Origin of the sequence: Thermophilibacter sp. ET337, from assembly GCF_024733715.1 — a bacterium.
In the GTDB taxonomy this organism is placed as follows: domain Bacteria; phylum Actinomycetota; class Coriobacteriia; order Coriobacteriales; family Atopobiaceae; genus Thermophilibacter.
Genome location: NZ_JANRHO010000009.1, coordinates 49,474 through 67,592, shown reverse-complemented (window position 1 = coordinate 67,592; position 18,119 = coordinate 49,474). Strand labels below are relative to the sequence as shown.

The 18,119-nt window shown below is 67.2% G+C and carries 20 protein-coding genes; 7 read left to right on the top strand and 13 right to left on the bottom strand.

The features are described 5' to 3' along the window. Positions 1–83: 83 nt before the first annotated feature. The 4 genes from rlmD (at position 84) to NW198_RS08335 (ending at position 3,568) form a co-directional block, all read left to right on the top strand. Entirely contained in the window at positions 84–1,397 is a 1,314-nt protein-coding gene (gene rlmD / locus NW198_RS08350; protein ID WP_258340754.1) for a 23S rRNA (uracil(1939)-C(5))-methyltransferase RlmD, read from the top strand. Positions 1,398–1,660: 263 nt separating this feature from the next. Then, entirely contained in the window at positions 1,661–1,846 is a 186-nt protein-coding gene (locus NW198_RS08345; RefSeq protein ID WP_087220644.1) for a ferredoxin, read from the top strand. A gap of 119 nt (positions 1,847–1,965) precedes the next feature. After that, the gene (locus NW198_RS08340; RefSeq protein ID WP_258340753.1) at positions 1,966–2,598 is read left to right on the top strand and encodes a nucleoside triphosphate pyrophosphatase; all 633 of its coding nucleotides are present in this window, start codon (positions 1,966–1,968) and stop codon (positions 2,596–2,598) included. Continuing rightward, entirely contained in the window at positions 2,591–3,568 is a 978-nt protein-coding gene (locus NW198_RS08335; protein WP_258340752.1) for a P1 family peptidase, read from the top strand. Before NW198_RS08340 ends, NW198_RS08335 begins: the two co-directional genes overlap by 8 nt. 239 nt (positions 3,569–3,807) lie before the next feature. Here NW198_RS08335 and NW198_RS08330 read toward each other — a convergent pair whose 3' ends face one another. Together NW198_RS08330 and glf are read right to left on the bottom strand one after the other, a co-directional pair. Beyond that, a complete protein-coding gene (locus NW198_RS08330) occupies positions 3,808–4,860 on the bottom strand; it encodes a glycosyltransferase family 2 protein (protein WP_258340751.1) in 1,053 nt (350 codons plus the stop codon). 64 nt (positions 4,861–4,924) lie between these two features. Then, positions 4,925–6,127 carry a UDP-galactopyranose mutase gene (glf, locus tag NW198_RS08325; RefSeq protein WP_087315190.1) on the bottom strand — a complete coding sequence of 401 codons (1,203 nt, stop codon included), beginning with the start codon at positions 6,125–6,127 and terminating at the stop codon, positions 4,925–4,927. A gap of 203 nt (positions 6,128–6,330) precedes the next feature. On the opposite strand from glf, the gene pta reads away from it, so the two are divergent. Further along, complete coding sequence (pta, locus tag NW198_RS08320) at positions 6,331–7,326, top strand: phosphate acetyltransferase (RefSeq protein ID WP_258340750.1); 996 nt, start codon at positions 6,331–6,333, stop codon at positions 7,324–7,326. A 177-nt stretch (positions 7,327–7,503) separates the two neighbouring features. Here pta and NW198_RS08315 read toward each other — a convergent pair whose 3' ends face one another. From NW198_RS08315 to pckA, 5 genes are all read right to left on the bottom strand, one after another. Further along, positions 7,504–7,710: a hypothetical protein gene (locus tag NW198_RS08315; protein ID WP_258340749.1), complete on the bottom strand. Its 207-nt coding sequence runs from the start codon at positions 7,708–7,710 to the stop codon at positions 7,504–7,506. Positions 7,711–7,739: 29 nt separating this feature from the next. Continuing rightward, positions 7,740–8,138, bottom strand: coding sequence for a hypothetical protein (locus tag NW198_RS08310; protein WP_258340748.1), 399 nt, complete (start codon positions 8,136–8,138; stop codon positions 7,740–7,742). Between the two features lie 45 nt (positions 8,139–8,183). Further along, the gene (locus tag NW198_RS08305; protein ID WP_258340747.1) at positions 8,184–8,702 is read right to left on the bottom strand and encodes a type II toxin-antitoxin system VapC family toxin; all 519 of its coding nucleotides are present in this window, start codon (positions 8,700–8,702) and stop codon (positions 8,184–8,186) included. Beyond that, positions 8,683–9,015 (bottom strand): hypothetical protein, encoded by a 333-nt coding sequence (locus NW198_RS08300; RefSeq protein ID WP_087315197.1) that lies wholly within the window; start codon positions 9,013–9,015, stop codon positions 8,683–8,685. The genes NW198_RS08305 and NW198_RS08300 overlap by 20 nt, the downstream gene beginning before the upstream one ends. 156 nt (positions 9,016–9,171) lie before the next feature. Next, positions 9,172–10,773, bottom strand: a complete 1,602-nt coding sequence (gene pckA, locus NW198_RS08295; protein ID WP_258340746.1) for a phosphoenolpyruvate carboxykinase (ATP) — start codon at positions 10,771–10,773, stop codon at positions 9,172–9,174. 219 nt (positions 10,774–10,992) lie between these two features. Between pckA and NW198_RS08290 the strand changes: the two genes are divergently transcribed. Then, the gene (locus NW198_RS08290; RefSeq protein ID WP_258340745.1) at positions 10,993–11,877 is read left to right on the top strand and encodes an aldose 1-epimerase family protein; all 885 of its coding nucleotides are present in this window, start codon (positions 10,993–10,995) and stop codon (positions 11,875–11,877) included. A gap of 2 nt (positions 11,878–11,879) precedes the next feature. Next, entirely contained in the window at positions 11,880–12,368 is a 489-nt protein-coding gene (locus tag NW198_RS08285; RefSeq protein ID WP_258340744.1) for a GNAT family N-acetyltransferase, read from the top strand. A 92-nt stretch (positions 12,369–12,460) separates the two neighbouring features. Here NW198_RS08285 and NW198_RS08280 read toward each other — a convergent pair whose 3' ends face one another. The 6 genes from NW198_RS08280 to NW198_RS08255 form a co-directional block, all read right to left on the bottom strand. Further along, positions 12,461–13,201 (bottom strand): gamma-glutamyl-gamma-aminobutyrate hydrolase family protein, encoded by a 741-nt coding sequence (locus tag NW198_RS08280; RefSeq protein ID WP_258340743.1) that lies wholly within the window; start codon positions 13,199–13,201, stop codon positions 12,461–12,463. Position 13,202: 1 nt separating this feature from the next. After that, the gene (locus NW198_RS08275) at positions 13,203–13,967 is read right to left on the bottom strand and encodes an amino acid ABC transporter ATP-binding protein (protein ID WP_258340742.1); all 765 of its coding nucleotides are present in this window, start codon (positions 13,965–13,967) and stop codon (positions 13,203–13,205) included. Between the two features lie 13 nt (positions 13,968–13,980). Continuing rightward, complete coding sequence (locus NW198_RS08270) at positions 13,981–14,808, bottom strand: amino acid ABC transporter permease (RefSeq protein WP_258340741.1); 828 nt, start codon at positions 14,806–14,808, stop codon at positions 13,981–13,983. Then, positions 14,805–15,464, bottom strand: a complete 660-nt coding sequence (locus NW198_RS08265; protein ID WP_258340740.1) for an amino acid ABC transporter permease — start codon at positions 15,462–15,464, stop codon at positions 14,805–14,807. The genes NW198_RS08270 and NW198_RS08265 overlap by 4 nt, the downstream gene beginning before the upstream one ends. A 123-nt stretch (positions 15,465–15,587) precedes the next feature. Next, positions 15,588–16,556, bottom strand: a complete 969-nt coding sequence (locus NW198_RS08260) for a glutamate ABC transporter substrate-binding protein (protein WP_258340739.1) — start codon at positions 16,554–16,556, stop codon at positions 15,588–15,590. Positions 16,557–16,887: 331 nt separating this feature from the next. Then, positions 16,888–18,057 carry an acetate/propionate family kinase gene (locus NW198_RS08255; RefSeq protein ID WP_087315214.1) on the bottom strand — a complete coding sequence of 390 codons (1,170 nt, stop codon included), beginning with the start codon at positions 18,055–18,057 and terminating at the stop codon, positions 16,888–16,890. Between the last annotated feature and the right edge of the window lie 62 nt (positions 18,058–18,119).

Here is an 18,119-nt window from a genome sequence, read left to right as displayed (position 1 = left end):
CGCGTCTCCCGTGCGCTCGGCCTCTTTGGCCAGGCCTTCGGCACCCTCTTCGGCGGGGGTGACGAGTGAGCGGGACGCGTGAGATCGAGCTGACCTGCGAGCGCATGAGCTACGGCCCGGACGCCGTGGCCCGCGACGAGGGCGGGAAGACCGTCTTCGTCGCGGGCGGCGTGACCGGTGACCGCGTGCGCGCCGTCGTCGACCGCGAGGAGGACCGCTGGGCGCACGCGCGCGTGGCGGAGGTGCTCGAGCCCTCCGCGGACCGCGTGGCGCCCGCGTGCCCGTTCGCGGGCGCCTGCGGCGGCTGCCCCTGGGCGGCGCTCTCCTACCCTGCCCAGGCCGCCGCAAAGCGCGCCGGGGTCGTCGACGCGCTCACGCGCATCGGGCACTTCTCGCCCGAGCGAGCGGAGGGGCTCGTGGCGCCGCTCGTCACCCCGAGCGATCAGTGGGGCTACCGCAACAAGGTCGAGCTCGCGGTGACCCGACAGAACGGCCGCGCGGTTCTCGGCATGCACGGGCGCGGCGAGGCCGACGTCGTCCGCGTGAAGAGCTGCATGCTGCTCGACAAGGCGCACGCAGGGGCGGTCAAGTCGGTCTCTGGCGCCCTCGCCTATCTCTCGAACAGCCACGACCTTGACCTCGAGCGCGTGGGCATCCGCGTGTCGCGGCGCACCAAGGACGTCGAGGTCGCCCTCTGGGATCGTCCCGGCGCCTTCCCGCGCGCCCAGGCGGCCAAGGTGCTCGCTGACGCGCTGAGGCCCACCTCCGTCGTCCGCGTGATGCAGAAGGGCCCCGCCAAGGCCCGCCGCATCGCCGGCGTGGAGTGCCTCTCCGGCGCGGGGTCGTGGGGCGAGCTCGTGGGCGAGGAGCGCATGCGCGTCTCCGCCCCCTCTTTCTTCCAGGTCAACACCAAGGGGGCCGAGAAGCTCGTTGAGCTCGTGATGGGGGCGCTGAGCCCGCAGGAGGACGAGGAGGCCATGGACCTCTACTGCGGGGCCGGCACCTTCACGCTGCCGCTCGCGCGGCGCGCGGGCTTTGTATCCGCCGTCGAGTCCTACGGGCCCGCCGTGCGCGACCTGCGGCGCAACCTCGAGTCCGCGGGCCTCGACAACGTGGACCCCATCGGGGGGGACGCGGGTAGAGAGTTCCCGGACACCGACGCCGACGTCATCGTCGTGGACCCGCCGCGCGCGGGGCTTGCCGAGGACGTGGTGCGCAGGCTCTCCGAGCAGCCTGCCCGAGCGATCGCTTACGTGAGCTGCGACCCCGCGACGCTCGCGCGCGACCTCGCCCGCTTCGAGGCCGCGGGGACGTTCTCGCCCGCGCGCGTGACGCCCGTCGACCTCTTCCCGCAGACCTTCCACGTCGAGACCGTCACCCTCCTCCGGCGTCTGTGAATTGGGGACGTGTTATTTCGTGCAGACTTTTTGGGATAGGCCTTTGACGGCCTGTCCCAAAAAGTCTGCACGAAATAACACGTCCCCAATTCACAGACGCTGACCCTACGGTAATCCCCCTGAGCTGCTAGGAATAAACCGCAGCTCAGCACGGTGACCGACAATTTGGAACATATGGCCGCGACGGTTGCGCGCTCGCCGCGAAACGTGTACAAAGATAGGCAACTTGGGCGAAGGGCCCGAGCAAGAGAGAGGATTTCACCATGAAGGCTACGGTCAACGAGGATTGCATCGGCTGCGGGCTCTGCGAGGGCACCTGCCCCGACGTCTTCTCCATCTCTGACGACGGCGTCGCCGTCGCCATCGAGGAGGACGTGCCGGAGGAGGCCGAGGACGCCGCCCAGGAGGCTGCCGACAACTGCCCCGTCTCCGCCATCGTGGTCGAGTAGCACGCTCGACAACGCGTCACCAGACGTTGAGCGGGAGTCGCTAGAGGCGGCTCCCGCTTTTCTGTAAATTGGGGACTGTCCCCAATTCACAGAACCCGCTCGATCCAGGAAGGACACGAATGATTCTCGCCTCGCAATCGCCGCGTCGACGCGAGCTGCTCTCAGAGGCCGGCTTCGACCTCGACATCCGCCCCGCCGACATCGACGAGGCCCGCCTGCCTGGCGAGTCCCCCATGGAGCTCGTGGCGCGCCTCGCCGCCGAGAAGGCGGAGGCGGCCCGCGCCACGCTCGACGCCTCCCCCTCCGACGGGCTGCTCGTCGCCGCGGACACCATCGTCTGGATGGGCGACGAGGCCCTCGGCAAGCCGGAGGGCCCCGAGGACGCCGCCCGCATGCTCCGCGAGCTCTCGGGCAGGACCCATCACGTCTCGACGGGCGTCTGCGTGCTGAGCCTTGCCGAGGACGGTTCCGCAGAGGAGCGGGCGAGCTTCGTCGAGACCACCGACGTCACCTTCTGGGAGCTCACGGACGCCGAGATCGCCGCCTACGTGTCGACCGGCGAGCCGCTCGACAAGGCGGGCGCCTACGGCATCCAGGGCGCCGGCAGGCTGCTCGTCGAGAGGATCGACGGTGACTACTCCAACGTGGTGGGGCTGCCGGTGGCGCGCCTCGTGCGCGAGGTAACCCGCCTCATGGGAGACGAGAAGGACTATGTGGCCGAGGCCATCAGGATGGGAGGACCCCTTGCCTAGCGACAAGAGCATCGAGAGCGTCACGCAGATTCCCGGCATCTATGCCGCCCACGCGACCAACGGGGCGGCCGGCACCGGCTGCACCGTCATCTGCTGCCCGTCGGGCGCCACCGGCGGCGTCGACGTGCGCGGCGGTGCCCCCGCGACGCGCGAGACCGACCTCCTGCGCCCCGAGGAGACGGTCGACGTCCTCCATGCCGTCGTGCTCTCGGGTGGCAGCGCGTACGGCCTCGCAGCCGCCTGCGGGGTGGCCGAGGAGCTCGAGCGCCGTGGCGTGGGCCTCGACGTCGGCGTCGCCAAGGTGCCCATCGTCTCGGGCGCCTGCCTGTTCGACCTCGCCTGCGGAAGCCCCTCCGTGCGCCCCACGGCCGAGGACGGCCGCGCCGCCTGCGTCGCGGCGCTCGACGGCAACGGCGCCCCGCTTGCACGCGGCAACGTCGGCGCCGGCGCGGGCTGCACCGTGGGCAAGCTCGCGGGCCCGGAGCGCGCCATGAAGTCGGGCCTCGGCGAGGACGTCGAGCGCGCCGGGGAGCTCGTCTGCGGCGCCGTCGCGGCAGTCAACGCCTGCGGCGACGTCCTGGACCCGGACACGGGCGAGAAGATCGCGGGCGTCCGCACCCCGGACGGATCCGCGATCGCCGACACCGTCGAGGTCCTTCTCGGCGGCTACGCGAAGATGCCCCTCGCGCGCACCAACACCACCATCTCCTGCGTGGTCACCAACGCCCGCCTCACCAAGGCTCAGGCCACCAAGGTCGCCCAGATGTCCGCAGACGCCTACGCCCACGCCATCTCCCCCACCCACACCACCAACGACGGCGACACCGTCTTCGTGATGGCCACGGGCGAGGTGGAGGCCCCCGTGGACGTCGTGGGCGCACTCGCAACGAGGGCACTTGGGCGCGCCATCGCGGACGGCGCCCGCCAGGCCGTGGGAGCGTACGGCTACCCTGCCGCGGCTGACCTGTGAGGTTGCGGCCCGGCGCCCTGCATCGAGCCCAGCAACGACCGTGCGTTACGTCCCACCAACTTATAACAACCAAGATTTGACCTGAAGCTTGGCCTGGGTTTCTAGCTCAACCTTGCGGTGGGAGACGGCCTCGAGAGCGATGCCCCGCTGCACTTCTCGTCAGGCGATTTCTGCGCGAAGCACAGTGAGCCAGACGAGAAGCGCAGCGGGGCATCCCGGCGCGCGAAAGGTTAGACGAGCTAGTTGAACTTGACCAGCTTCTGGGCCGCGCGGTACCCGGCGAGCGTGAGGGCCTTGCCGACGGTGCCGGGGAGGTTGGTGGCGAGGCCCACGACGCCGTGACGGGCGCGGCGGTACATGCGCCTGTCGTAGGCGCGCAGCTCGTCCCAGAGGCGCTGGAGCTCGTCCATCGCGTCCGGGCGGTCGCTCTTCTTGGAGAAGACCGAGCAGATGGCCATGATGATCGTGAAGTAGTTCATCATGTAGCTGCGCAGCTTCGCGGAGTCGATGTCGTCGTAGACGTGATAGGCGTGCATCATCACGCGCGCGACGCGCCAGTAGTGGTCCACGCGGCTCGTGAGGACCTTGTCGTTGACGGACTGGTCCTCGCGGCCGATGAAGTAGCGATAGACGTCCACGTCGAGGTAGTAGATGCTGCGGCACTTGGGGAACGGTACGTAGGCGTAGATGTTGTCCACGTAGAAGGTGTGCGGGGGCATCTCGAGGCCGCACTCGCGCAGGACGTCCACGCGGTACGTGAGCGCGTGCATGAGCAGGTACTGCCACATCATGAAGTGGCCGATGTTGTTCCAGGTGAAGACCTTGTCCACCGGCAGCACGTGGCGGTAGTCGACGACGTTGCGCGTGTCGTCCTCCACGTGCTCGTAGACGTAGTTGGTGATGACGAGGTCGACGTGCTCGCCGAGCCCGATGAAGTAGCGCAGCTTCTCGAGGAGGGCCCGCACGGCGTCGGCGTCCACCCAGTCGTCGGAGTCGACGTTTTTGAAGTAGACGCCGCTCGCGTTGGCCACGGCCTTCATGACGGCGGCGCCGTGGCCGCCGTTTTCCTGGTGGATTGCCTTGATGATGGTGGGGTGGCGCTCGGCCCAGGCGTCGGCCTTGGCGGCCGTGTCGTCCTTCACGGAGCCGTCGTCCACGATGACAATCTCGACGTCCTCGGCGTAGCCCGTGCCCTCGAGGATGGACTCGATGCAGTGGTCCATGTAGGCGGACGAGTTGTAGCAGGGAATGCCAAAGGTGATGGTCTTGGGGGTGCTGACGGTCTTGCTCATCTGGTTTCCTTCTGTGCCCGCGCATGAAGCGAGCCCCTCATCGGGGCTCGCCTGAGGCGCATCCTTAGCTGTGCTGCGAGACGATCTCGTCGGAGAGCTCGAGCGCCGAGGCCACGACGCCGTCCATGTCGTAGTAGCGGTACTCGGCGAGGCGCCCGACGCAGTGGAAGTTCACCACGCCGTCGACGCGCTCGCGATAGCGGCGGTACAGCTCGAGGTTCTCGTCCTCGAGGATCGCGTAGTACGGGGTCTCGCCGCTGCCGGGGGTGTAGGCCTTGGAGTACTCGCGCATGATCGTGGTCTTGCCGGGAACCACCTGCCCGGTCATGTTCTTGAACTCAGTGATGCGGGTGAAGTCCTCGCTCGTGGTGTAGTTGACCGTGGCGACGGGCTGGAAGCGGTCCTGGTCGAGCGTCTCGAACCGCATGTCGAGCGTGCGGTACGGCAGGGCCCCCAGGTCAAGCCCAAACAGCTCGTCGAGCGGGCCGGTGTAGATGACCTCGCCGCCGTACGGGCGCCCGCAGACCGAGACGCTCATGTCGGAGACCTTGATGACGTCGCGCGCGTCGACGCCCAGGAAGACGGAGATGAGGTCGTGCTCGAGCATGTGCTCGAACATGACGGTGTAGCCCTCCGCGGGCATGCCTTGGTAGGGGGCGCCCGGGAAGTAGCGGTCGTCGTCACCCACGAAGACGGGGACGCGCCCGGTGATGGAGGGGTCGATCTGGTCGGGCGTCTGGCCCCACTGCTTCATCGTGTAGTGAAGGAAGACGTTCTCGAAGACGTAGTCGGCGACCTCGACGAGCTCGGGGTCGTTCTTCTCGCGCAGCTCCATGATCGGCACCTTCTTGTTCTCGCCGAAGGTGGCCACGAGCTTGCGGTAGAGGCGCTCGCCCTTCTCCTCCCCAAAGGCGAGGAGCAGCGAGCGGTGGTTGAAGGGCACCGGCATCAGCGTGCCGTGGATGTTGGCGAGGACCTTGTGCTGATAGTTCGTCCACTCGGTGAAGCGCGAGAGGAACTGGTTCACGCGCTCGTTGGTCGTGTGGTAGATGTGCGGCCCGAACTTGTGGACGAGAATCCCGGCGTCATCGACGTAGTCGTAGGCGTTACCGGCGATGTGGTCGCGACGCTCAAGGATGCACACCTTGAATCCGCACGACTCGGCGAGGCGGCGCGCGCAGACGGCGCCGGCATAGCCCGCTCCCACGACGATGGCGTCATAGCTATCGGGGTTGAACCCCGCGGGCAGACCGTTCTCGATTCCCATACCTGTCCTCTCAGCGTTTCTGCTTGCGGCCGCCCGTGGGCGGCGGGGCGAGAAGAACCGTGCGCTCGCCCAATCGTTCGATAGATTCTAGCACCTCGACCGTATAATGGTCCCGTGCCCGTCGCCAACACCGCCGATAAGCACAGTTCGCGGGACGAGCGCACGCTATCAAGGGCTTTTTGTGAAGAGTCGAAAGGGATGCCATGAGTGACTTTCTCGCACGAATGAAGGCGGCCGCCAAGGCCTACAAGAAGACGATCGTCCTGCCCGAGGGCGAGGACCCGCGCACCATCGAGGCCGCCCGCACAATCGTGGCCGAGGACCTCGCCAACCTCGTCATCCTGGGCGATCCGGCCAAGATCGACGTCGAGGGCGTGACCGTCATCGACCCGACCTCCCCCACCGCCCCCAAGCACGAGGCCTACGCCCAGAAGTTCGCCGAGCTGCGCGCCAAGAAGGGCGTGACCATCGAGCAGGCCCGCGCCCAGATGATGGACGCCACCTATTACGGCACCATGATGGTCAAGATGGGCGACGCCGACGGCCTGGTCTCGGGCGCCTGCCACTCCACCGCCAACACACTGCGCCCGGCCCTCCAGATCCTCAAGACCGCCCCCGGCACCAAGCTCGTCTCGGCCTTCATGGTCATGTGCACCCAGACGCCGGAGTTCGGCGCCGACGGCACGCTCGTCTTCGCCGACTGCGGCCTCAACATCGACCCGACATCCGACGAGCTCTCCGAGATTGCCATCGCCTCCGCCAACTCCTTCGCCACCTTCATGGACGACGTCGAGCCGCGCGTGGCCATGCTCTCCTACTCCACGATGGGCTCCGCCGGCGGCGACACCGCCAAGAAGGTCCAGGAGGCCACCGCGTTTGCCAAGGAGAAGGCGCCCGAGCTCGCCATCGACGGCGACCTGCAGCTCGACGCCGCCATCGTGCCCGAGGTCGCGGCCCTCAAGGCCCCCGAGAGCAAGGTCGCGGGCCACGCCAACGTGCTCGTGTTCCCCAACCTCGAGACCGGCAACATCGGCTACAAGCTCGTCCAGCGCTTCGGTCGCGCCGAGGCCTACGGCCCCATCCTGCAGGGCATCGCCAAGCCGGTGAACGACCTGTCCCGAGGCTGCTCCGCCGACGACATCGTGGGCGTCGTCGCCATCACCGCCGTCCAGGCCCAGATGGCCGAGATGCACGCGTAGCAGAGGCCTTCCTCACGCAAACGGGGCCCCGGCGTCACCAGGCGTCGGGGCTCTCATTTTGAGGGTGTGTACGCTCACCTATCCAGTGCACTCGATAAAGTCGCAGCTCAGAGGCATTGACGAGAAAAACGTGCCGTCCGTGGGGCGTACATACCCTCGCCAGGAGCGAGGCGTCGGCTAGGCCTCCGCAAGCGCGGCCCGTGCGACCTCGAGCGCGGACTCGGCGCGGACGAGCCACTCCAGGTCCCAGTCGACCTCGCTCCACCGGCTGTCGACCTCGATCCAGGTGCCCCGGTCTTCTGGCTCGAGGGCGTGCTCGGTGCACAGCCCACGAGAAGCAGGGACAGCGCGATCGCAAGGACGGGCGCAACCTTGATCGTACACACGGCATCTCCTCACTGGGAAAGCGAACGTCAGCGCTGCTGCGGGAGCGGCGGGTCGTAGCTGGGTGCGTCGCGCGGCGGGTACGCAAGGTCGTTTGGCAGGCATATCAGCACGGTGAGCATCCAGTTCCACAGTTCGTAGGCCCCCACGTGCACGTCGGCGATGATGGCTATCAACGTGAGGACTCCCCAGACGATCACGAGGGCGAGGTAGGCGCCTCGCGCTGCACCCGCAAGCCGCAGCCCGTCGTCACCGCGACGCGATCGCAGGAGGTCGATGACGAGAATTGCGACGATCGCAAGGTAGCACGCAAAAAAGAAGGGATAGGCGGCGCCTTCCCCGTCCAGCAATGCGCAGCACCAGAAGACGCACGTGAACACCGCGATGCCCGCGAGCCTTAAGACCTGACCAAGAGACAGCCGCATCACGACCACCCGCCTTGACCGCTCTGAGAACCATGTCCTTATCGGCGCTTATACCCCGTTCGCATCGCGACCAACCGCATGCTCGAGCTCCTCGCGTGTGACGCCGCCCATCCCCGTCGGCCCCACCTCGGTCTCGTTGCGGACGGTCCAGCGCTCGTCTCCGACGTCTAGACCGCAGACGCAGTTGACGCCGTTCTCTAGGCAGAGCTGCTGCAGGTGCCGGTCGAGCGTGCGCATCGTCGCCGCGTTGCGGCGCGCCAGCACGAAGTAGAAGACGTCGTAGGAGGAGTGACCGAGCCGCAGGGACTCGGAGAGCGCCTCCAGAGCGAGCTCCTTCATCGGGATGAGCTCGTCAACCAAGCGCCAAGCCTTGCCGAAGAGCGTGACTCCGGTGGCGGCATTGACGTACTGCCCGCGTACATACTTCTCGACGGCATGTGCCATTTCAGCGACGTAGAGCTCGGGGGCGATGACCTTCTCGCCCTCATAGGTCAAAGTGCGAAGCGTATCGGCCTCGGGTCGCTCAAACACCAGGGAAATCGCAGCGCTAGAGTCCAAGACGAGCATCGCGCTCTCGCCTCCCCTCATGAATGATCTCGACGGGGTCGGGGAAGTCTTCGGGAATCTCCACGCGACCGAGCACGTCGTGGATCTCAGCGAAGATTGCCTTACGCTTGGCGATGCGAGCCTGGCGCTCCTGCTCCTCGGTGAGGGCTCGGCGCTCGTAGCCCATCATCTGCGGCTCTCCGGGCACGAGCTGCAGGTGGCGCTCGATGGCCACCGTCGCCTCCTGCGCGAGGCTGCGGTGCTCGCTCTCCGCACGCCACTTGAGGGCGTCGTAGGTTCCCTGCGGGAGGTCCCTGATCTGCAGTGCCGGCATGACCGCTCCTTTCTCGAACGATGCACTCTGCATGCGGTATACATCATTCGAATCCTTGTCAACGTGAGGAGGAATAGAGCCAGCCGTCTCGCGGCACACAAAGGCGGGGCCGAGAAGAACCTCGACCCCGCCCAGCGGATCTATCTGTGGGACGCCCTAGCCCATGATCGGCTTGGGGCCGGCGGCGCGGACCTCGGGCGCCATGGTCTGCAGGCGCTTCTCGGCGTTGTCGACGAACATCATGGCGAGCTTCTCGGCCATCTCGTCGTAGGCGGCGCGGTCGGCCCAGGTGTTGCGGGCGTTGAGGAGCTCGGAGGGCACGCCCGGGCAGGACGTGGGAACGTCGAGGTTGAAGCGCTCGTCGTGGACGAACTCGGAGTCGTCGATGATGCCGGACTGGGCGGCCTCGACCATCTTGCGGGTGTAGGCGAGCTTCATGCGCTTGCCGGTGCCGTAGGGGCCGCCGGTCCAGCCGGTGTTGATGAGGTAGACGCGCACGCCGCCCTTGTCGATCTTCTCGCCGAGCATCTGCGCGTAGACGTTGGGGTCGAGCGGCATGAACGGCTCACCAAAGAGCGAGGAGAACGTGGGCTGCGGCTCCTTGATGCCGCGCTCGGTGCCGGCTACCTTGGAGGTGAAGCCGGTCATGAAGTGGTACATGGCGGCGTTGCGGTCAAGCTTGGCGATCGGCGGCAGCACGCCAAAGGCATCGGCCGTGAGGAAGATCACGACGTCCGGGGTGCGCTTGGCGCGGCCCTTCTTGACGGCGCCCGGCACGAAGTCGACGGGGTAGGCCACACGGCCGTTCTCGGTGAGCGAGGTGTCAAAGTAGTCGGCGACGCGGGTCTCGTCATCGACCATCACGTTCTCGCACATGGAGCCAAAGCGGATGGCGTTCCAGATCTGCGGCTCGGTCTCGGGCGTGATGTCGATGGTCTTGGCGTAGCAGCCGCCCTCGATGTTGAAGACCTTGTCCTCGGCCCAGCCGTGCTCGTCGTCGCCGATGAGCAGGCGGTCCTCGGCGGCGGAGAGGGTCGTCTTGCCGGTGCCGGAGAGGCCAAAGAAGACCGTGGTGCCGTGAGAGCGCGGGTTCATGTTGCAGGAGCAGTGCATCGTGAGCACGTGGTCCTCAACGGGGAGCAGGTAGTTCATGACCGAGAAGATCGACTTCTTGATCTCGCCGGAGTACTGGGTGCCCACCACGAGGATGATGCGCTCCTGGAAGTTGATGAGGACAGCGGCCTCGGAGTGGGTGCCGTAGACCTCCGGGTCGAGCTTGAGGGTGGGGGCGGCCATCACGACGAAGTCGGCCTCGCCGAAGTCGCGCAGCTCCTGGTCGGTCGGGCGGACGAGCATCTGATGGACGAAGAGCGCCTGGCTCGCGAGCTCGCAGATGGCGCAGATCTTGCGGGAGTAGCGGCGGTCGGCGCCGGCCAGGCCGTGCACGACGAAGAGGCGACGCTCGGAGAGGTGGCCGATGACCTCGCTCTTGATCTTCTGGTAGTTCTCCTCGGAGAAGGGCACGTTGACCTTGCCCCAGGCGATCTTGTCGTGGACGTCGGGCGTGTCGACGATGAAGCGGTCCTGCGGGGAGCGGCCGGTGTACTGGCCGGTGATGACGGAAAGGGAGCCCGTGCTCGTAAGCTCGCCCTCGCCGCGCTCGACGGCGGTCTCGATGAGAACGGCCGGCGACGCGTCGATGACCGTCTTCTCCTCGGTGTGGGCGATTCCGTAACGCAGCAGTTCCTCGATGATCATGCGTTCCTCCTTAGCGGACGCTGGCAGGCGGCGCGCCGCCGCCGACGCCTCGACGCACGGATATGCTCCTTACGACGCCGCTCGGGCGTCAGTCATCGGCACATTATGACACAAACGCCCCGTTTGCCGCGACTTACGCCCCATTCGGCAAGACAAGCGCAACAAACACACGCACGGCATATAGAGTTTTGAGAGATAGGGACAACAGAGGAGGAACACATGGCAACGCTCACGACCATTTCCGACGGCACCGTCTCCGCGACCATCACCTCCGACGGCGCCGAGCTCATGAGCCTGCGCCTCGGCGAGGGCGAGTACCTGTGGCAGGGCGACGAGAAGTTCTGGCCTCGTCGCGCGCCGATCCTGTTCCCCATCGTGGGCGTCCTGCGCGACGGCCGCGCCGTGAGCGAGCAGGGCCCCGTGACGCTTGGGCGCCACGGCCTCGCGCGCGACTACGACCACGCGATCGTGGAACAGACGCCCACGAGCGTGACCTACGAGCTCGACTCCAGCGACGAGACCCGCGCCCGCTACCCGTACGACTTCCGCCTCAACATGACCTACGCCATCGTCGACGGCAGCCTAGCCCAGACCTTCAAGGTCACCAACACCGGCGACGTGGTCATGCCCTTCACCTTTGGCGGCCACCCCGCGTTCAACGTGCCCGTCCCGGGCGAGGAGGGCGCGTCCTTCTCGGACTACGAGCTCGTCTTCCCCAAGGCCTGGACCGCCCGCGTGCCCCGCATCGACGAGGCCGGCATGCACGACTTCTCGCACATGACCGAGCTCTTCTGCGACTCCGACCGCATGAGGCTCTCGCACGAGAGAATCGCCGAGCTCCTCACGATCGTGATGCTCGAGGTCCCGGGCCGTAGCGTGCGCCTGGAGGGCCCGTCGGGCCACGGCGTCGAGGTCGGCTTCGACGGCTTTGACTTCCTCGGCGTCTGGACGGCGAGCGAGGACGCGCCGTTTTTGGCCATCGAGCCCTGGATCGGCTGCGCGACGGCCTACGACGAGTCCGACGTCTTCGAGGAGAAGCGCGGCACCGTGAAGCTGGAGCCGGGCGCCTCCTTCGAGCGCACCTTCACCATGAGGCCGTTCTAGCCATGGGCCAGATTCGCCCTGCAACCGCAGACGACCTCGAGGCCGTCTGCCACATCTACGCCGCCGCGCGCTCCTTCATGCGCGCAAACGGCAACCCCACGCAGTGGCCCGGTGACTACCCCGGCCTCTTGGACGCCGAGAAGGACCTCGAGGCCGACGCCCTCTGGGTGCTTGACGAGGGGGCAGGCCCCATCGCCGTCATGAGCGTCCTTCCCGGACCGGACCCCACCTACGCCGTGATCGAGGGTGACTCCTGGCTTAACGACGACCCCTACTGGGTCATGCACCGCCTCGCGGTCGCCGAGAGCGGCCGCGGTGCCGGCTCGCGCATGCTCGCGTGGCTCTGTGCGGAGCACAGCAACGTCCGCGCCGACACCCACGCCGACAACGCCCCCATGCGGCGCACGCTCGAGAAGTGCGGCTTCGTCCGCCGCGGCACGATCTGGGTCGAGGACGGCACCCCGCGGATCGCGTATCACTACGTCCGCTGACCGCGGTCCCTCGGTCTGTTTCGACAGGCGATTTCGCGCAGCGAGCGAGCGAAGCGATCGCTGAGCCTGTGAAACAGGCCGAGGACCCGCGGTCAGCGGCACGCGTCGACGAAGCTCTTCCAGAGGGTGAGGTCGGTCTCCACCTCTCGCCACGTGTACTCGGGGTGCCACTGGACGCCGACGCAGAAGCGCCTGCCCGGGACCTCGATGCCCTCGGGGACGCCGTCGGTCGCGCGCGCGACGAGTCTCACGCCCTCGCCGAGGCGGTCGATGCAGCAATGGTGCGCGGAGTTCGTCTGCACGAGCGCGGCGCCGCCGAGCGCGCGTGACAGAAGGGAGCCCTCCTCCACCTCCACGGGGTGGCAGACGGTGTTCAGAATGCCGGTGTGGCGCCACTGGACCATGCCCTCGCGCGCGCCGAGGCTCGGCACGTCCATGCAGAGCGTGCCACCGAGCGCGACGTTCAGGAGCTGCGTGCCGCGGCAGGTGGTGAGCAGGGGCTTATCCGCGGCAACGACAGAGCGCAGAAGCGGCAGCTCGAAGGCGTCGCGCTGGGGACAGAGCAGCGTCGGGTCGTAGGGGCGCTCGTCGCCCCAGAGCGCGGGGCTCACGTCGGGCCCTCCCGGCACGGCAACGCCGTCGGCACGCTCCACGTACTCAGCGATGACGTCCTCGTCCTCGGTGAGCGCCATCATGAGGGGCAGACCCCCTGCGGCGAGGATCGCGTCCACGAAGCAGTCCGCGATGGCCTCCTGCGGCGCGATGGTCTCCGACCCCTCGACGACGGGCGCCTCCCAGCGAGGGGCGACAAGAACGACCGGTCTTCTCGCCATGCTAGTGCCCCTTGATGGAGTCGAGGAAGTCGCGGGCGCGCTGGCTCTTTGGGTGGTCGAAGAAGGCGTCAGGCACGCCCTCCTCGACGATCTGACCGTCGGCCATGAAGACCACGCGGTCGGCGACGCGGCGGGCGAAGCCCATCTCGTGCGTGACCACGATCATGGTCATACCTCCGCGCGCGAGCTCGACCATGACGTCGAGGACCTCGTTGATCATCTCGGGGTCGAGGGCGCTCGTGGGCTCGTCGAAGAGCATCGCCTTGGGCCTCATGGCGAGCGAGCGCGCGATGGCGGCGCGCTGCTGCTGGCCGCCGGAGAGCTGGGCGGGGACCTTGTGCGCCTGCTCAGCCACGCCCACGCGTCCGAGAAGCTCAAGCGCGTACCTCTCGGCCTCCTCCTTTGGCTGGCCCAGCACCTCACGCGGGCCGAGCGTCACGTTGTCCAGGACGCTCATGTGCGCGAAGAGGTTGAACTGCTGGAAGACCATCCCGAGCTCGGAGCGCATCCTCGCGAGCTCGCGCCCCTCTTGTGGCAGCGGCTCCCCCTCGATGAGGATCTCGCCGGAGTCGATGGTCTCGAGGCGGTTGATGGTGCGGCACAGGGTCGACTTACCGGAGCCCGAGGGCCCGATGATGACGACGACCTCGCCGCGCGCCACCGAGAGGCTCACGTCGCGCAGGACGTGGAGGTCCCCGTAGTGCTTGTCGACGTGGCGCAGCTCGATGACCGGCACGTTCTTCTCGCCTGCGTGCTCTTGGCTCATGACGCTCCGTTCCCTAGCGGACGATCCTGACGCCGGTCTTGTTTGCCACGTAGACCGACGCCTTGTTGATCGCGTAGTTGATGAGGATGTAGATGACGGCGATGACCAGGTACAGCGAGACGAGCGCGTCGTAGCTCGTGATGAGGACACGCGCGTTCTGCATGAGGTCGGGGTAGCTCACCACATAGGCCACCGTCGTGTCCTTGACCACGACGACAAGCTGGGCGATGAGCGAGGGGATCACGTAGCGCACCGCCTGGGGAAGCACGATCTTGCGCATGGTCTTGCCTCTGTTGAGGCCGATGGAGAGCGCGGCCTCGACCTGCCCGCGCGGCACGGCGTTCACGCCCGCGCGGAAGACCTCGGCGAGCACGCCGGAGGCCGCGAGCGCGACCGGCAGCGTGAGCATCCAGAAGGCGGGCAGCTTGAGCCCCAGCTGCGAGGGGACAAGGAAGAAGAAGTAGATGAGCAGGAGGCTCGGGACGCCGCGGAAGAAGTCCGTGACCACGCGGCAGAGCGCCGCGAGGGGGCGCACCCCGCTCGTGCGGCCAAGCATGAGCAGAAGCCCGAGGACGAGCGCGATGGCGCCTGCGGTGAGCGCCACCGCGACGGTGCCGAGCAGGCCCTGGCCGAGGAAGCGCCACGTGGTCCACTGCAGGAAGAACGACCAGTAGCGCGGCGCGAGCTGCCCGGTGACCCAGAACTGGCGGACCACGGCGGCGATGGCGAGAAGGACCACGACGGCTGAGATCGCGGTCCCGATGCGCACGCGCCGCCGCGTGCGCGGGCCCGGGGTCTCGTAGAGGGCGTCTCGCATGGAGAGGGTGCGTGTAGAGCTCATCGTAGGATCCTCACCCTCCGGTCGATGCGGTTGCCGACGAACGAGATCACAAAGCCCGTGCCCACGTAGCACAGGGCAGAGACGAGAAACGCGAGGATGCCGCCCGTGGCACGCGTGTTGACGTAGGAGACGACGCCGGTGAGCTCCTGGGGGTTGAGCGGCACCTGGGAGCCCAGCGCCGTGGTGAGCATGACGGCGATGAGCAGGTTGGTCATGGGGAGCACCGTCGTGCGCAGCGCCTGGGGGACCACGATCTTGCGGATGATCTGGGTGAAGGTGAGCCCGAGCGAGCGCGCGGCCTCGATCTGCCCCACGCCGATGGTGTTGATGCCGCTCATGAAGTTCTCCGAGCCAAAGGCCGAGCCCAGAAGGATCGTCGTCACGATGACGCAGGTGCGCCAGTCGAGCACGATGCGCAGCTCCGGCAGGGCGTAGGCGATGATGATGAGCAGCGCGACACCGGGAATGTTGCGAAAGACCTGCACGTAGAGGTCTCCGGCGACGCGCAGCGGCCTATACGGCGAGACGCGCGCGACCGTCACCACGACCGCGAGCGCCATCACAAAGACAAAGCTCACCGCGGCCATGGACCAAGTGGCGAGAAGCCCCTGCAGGTACTTGTCGCCGTATGTGCCGAGAAGCTCGGAAAGCCCCATGCTCACCTCCCCCTGTCAATTGGGGACAGTCCCCAATTTGCAGAAAAGTTTTATGTGATTTGGGGACAGTCCCCAATTCACATATGCACGTTGGGGACTGTCCCCAACGTGCAGGTTGACAGGTTACGCGCCGATGGCAGGTGGCTCGGGCGCGCTCTCGATGCCCGCGCGGTCGCCGATGCAGACCTGCCAGAGGCTCGCCCAGAGGCCCTCGACCTCGATGCGCTGCAGCCAGGCGTTCACGAACTCGACGCCGTCGGAGTCGAGCGGAAGCCCGATGCCGTACGGGTCGACGGGGCCAAACTCCTCGCCCGCGAGGCGATAGCGGCCGGGGTTGCGGGTCATGTTGCCCATCTGCATGGCGGTGTCGATGACGTAGGCGTCGACACGGCCCTGCTCGAGGGCGCTTCTCGCCTCCTCGTCGGTCGCGAACTCCTGGACGGTGGCGTCGGGCGCGTACTCCTCGAGGATGCTCGGGCCGGTGGAGCCGGACTGCGCGGCGACGTTGCGCCCGGCGAGGTCCTCGAGGCCGTTGATGTCCTCGTTGTCCGCCATCACGAGGATGGACTGCTGCGTGGTGTAGTACGGGCCGGCGAAGGAGATGACCTCCTTGCGGGCGTCGGTGATCGAGTAGGTGGCAAAGACGGCGTCCACCTGGTCGTTCTGGAGGACCGACTCGCGCGTGTTGGACGTCACCTGCGTGATCTCGACGGCGTTCTCGTCACCGAGGACGTAGCGGGCGAGCAGCTGGAAGAGCCCGGCGTCGAAGCCGCGGGTCTTGCCGTCCTTCTCGTTGAGGAGGCTAAAGAGCAGCGACGTCTGGACGCCGCCCACGCGCAGGGTGCCGGCCTCCTTGACCTTGGAGGCCCACTCGGAGGCGGCGATGTCGTCCTCCGCGGCGACGGAACCGGTGGCGATGAGGTCGTCGTAGGCGGTGACGTCGAGCTGCGCCTCCTCGGGGGTCTCCGAGGAGTCGTCGCCCTCAGGGGCGGGCGCCTCGGCGTCGCAGGCGGCGATGGCGAGCGCAGAGAGGGTCGCGGCGCCGAGCCCGAGGGCGCGGCGGCGGCTGAGCACGAGGTCGTTGAGGGCCATGATGGGGATCCTTTCCCTTGGGTCCGTTCACATCCCCAAATTGTACCCATGCCGGTAGGATTTAAACCGCCTGGTGCCGGAACGTTAACGAAGGCGGGACAACCGCGAGGGTGTGCGCACCGCCCATGAGGGTATGTACACCGCGCTGCCTGTCCCGTTCTTCTCGGCACGTCATCTACCTGCGGCAACGTTGTCCGCCCGAGCTCGAACGGTGTACATACCCTCAAGGGGCGGTGTACACACCCTCGCAGCGGGCGCGGCAGGCGAGAAGAACGGGGCCCGGGCCTCCCGCAGGAGACCCGGGCCCGACAGAGCTCGATGCGGGCATGCGCTAGCCGAGAAGCTCCTCGACGTCGAGGGCGATCATGTACTCCTCGTTGGTCGGGACCACCATGACGGTGATCGCGGAGTCGGGCGTGGAGATCACGCGCGGCTCGTCGGAGCGGATCGCGTTCTTCTCGTCGTCGATCTTAACGCCCATCCAGCCGAGCAGCTCGCAGATCGCGGCGCGGATCTCCGGCGCGTTCTCGCCGATGCCGGCGGTGAAGGCCATCGTGTCGACGCCTTGCATGGAGGCAGCCATCTCGGCGAAGAGCTGGGAGACGCGGTAGTTGAACATGTCGAGGGCCATCTGGCACTTCTCGTCGCCCTTCTCGGCGCCGGCCTCGATGTCGCGGGAGTCGGAGGAGACCTCGGAGACCGCGAGCAGGCCGGACTTCTTGTTCATCATGGTGTCGATCTCGTCGACGCTCATGTGCGCCTCGCGGCTGAGGTAGAAGACCGTGGCGGGGTCGAGCGTGCCGCAGCGGGTGCCCATGATCAGGCCGTCGAGCGGGGTGAGGCCCATCGTGGTGTCCATGCACTTGCCGTCCTGGATGGCGCAGAGGGACGCGCCGGAGCCGAGGTGGCAGCTCACGAGCTTGTGGGTCTTGTCGCCCATCATCTCGTGCACGGTGCGCCAGATGAAGCGGTGGCTCGTGCCGTGGGCGCCGTACTTGCGGACGTGATAGGTGTCCACGACGTCGCGCGGGATGGCGTAGCGCCAGGCGTGCTCGGGCATGTGGTAGTGGAATGCGGTGTCGGGCACGATGACGTTGCCGAGCTCGGGGAACATGTCGCGGCAGATCTCGATGACGTCGGCCTCGGCGTAGTTGTGCAGCGGCGCGAGCGGGGCGACCTCGCGGACCTGGGCGAGCGTCTCGTCGGTCACGATCGCGGACTCGGGGAAGTACCAGCCGCCCTGGACCACGCGGTGGCCGATGCCGCCGATGGGCTTGTCGACGGTCTTGAGGATGTCGAAGACGTACTTGATGGCGGTCTTGTGGTCGGGAAGCGCGACCTCGAGCTTCTGCTTCTCGCCGCCCATCTCCTCGTGGCCGACGAAGGAGCCGTCGATGCCGATGCGCTCGCAGTTGCCCTTCGCATAGACCTCGCGCGTGTCGACGTCAAGAAGCTGGTACTTGAGCGACGAGCTGCCGGCGTTGATGACAAGGACGTTCATGACTCTCCTCTCGAGGGGACTCCCCCACACACGTTCCGTTGACGTGTCCCATGATACGCCCT